An 889-nucleotide genomic window follows, 5' to 3' on the forward strand; every position below is an offset into this window, starting at 1 on the left:
GAGGATAGAGATAACTGGAAAGCATTGTGGCCCGATCGCATGAAAAAAGCCCATGAATGGCGTGCTAAAGATGAAGCCGAAGCACGCGCCAAAGGCTACCAGATCGACACCGACTACCAAGACCCGCCAATCAAAGCCCTCATCAAACCAGAGCTGAAGGTCAAGGTTGGTGACATGTGCCCCAAAGATGGCATCTGGGAAGCCAGCAGAACCGACAGCATGGCAGAAACATTAGCGACCTATCACGGTCGTTGGCGACAGTTTACACAAGGGCAAACGGTCACCGGTTTTGGTCAAGGCTTACCGGGATTTGACGAAGATAATAAGCTCATTACGTGGACATGGCGTAAGCCTTTGCCGTAAGTATGGACGCGGCATTTTACAGTTATGTTGAGGAAGTTCATCACCGTATGGCAGGGGATAGCGAAATCAACATGTTGACGGATGATGCCCGTGAAGCGGCGCAATTACGTCAGTGGGTATGGGAGCAGCATTCGGGGGGATTCGGCGGATGTAATGGTGGTGATGGAAGTCAAAAGGCGGTGGCTATTGCATTTCATGATTGGAAGCAGTTGATGAAATTTAATGAAGACAATGTAACGGCGAAGGCTCCTATCATTGGCTTTCTCATTCCCTTCCGAGAAACACGCGAAGTCACCTTCCGTCATGGATAAGGAGAATGTATGCACCGTTTAAACCACCTCCTCATTTGTATTTTACTTGCCACTTTTACTTTGACTGCCTGCTCGATGAAACCGACACTACCTCGCAATATGGAATTAAAAGCCTTTGATCCTCATCGCAAAGAATTTAGCTGCATGTATGAAGTCGACCACGTCCCGCCGGTTGATCCGGAGGCGGAAGCCTGGTTTCAGGAAGGCATGCGTGT

At 49.3% G+C, this 889-nt stretch carries 1 protein-coding gene and 2 pseudogenes; all 3 read left to right on the top strand.

Features of this window, described 5'->3' with window-relative positions:
- A pseudogene (locus H8K32_RS19930) lies at positions 1 to 363 on the top strand (hypothetical protein); the annotation flags it as partial.
- Positions 364 to 365: 2 nt separating this feature from the next.
- Positions 366 to 674 (top strand): hypothetical protein, encoded by a 309-nt coding sequence (locus H8K32_RS19935; protein ID WP_186914384.1) that lies wholly within the window; start codon positions 366 to 368, stop codon positions 672 to 674.
- Positions 675 to 683: 9 nt separating this feature from the next.
- Positions 684 to 889: pseudogene (locus H8K32_RS19940) on the top strand (hypothetical protein); the annotation flags it as partial.

Origin of the sequence: Cognatundibacterium jejuense, assembly GCF_014284255.1 — a bacterium.
In the GTDB taxonomy this organism is placed as follows: Bacteria; Pseudomonadota; Gammaproteobacteria; order Burkholderiales; family Burkholderiaceae_D; genus Undibacterium; species Undibacterium jejuense.

Excerpts from the sequence above, each read along its gene's own strand:
- H8K32_RS19935 (WP_186914384.1), top strand. The coding sequence starts at position 366 with ATGGACGCGGCATTTTACAGTTATGTTGAGGAAGTTCATCACCGTATG.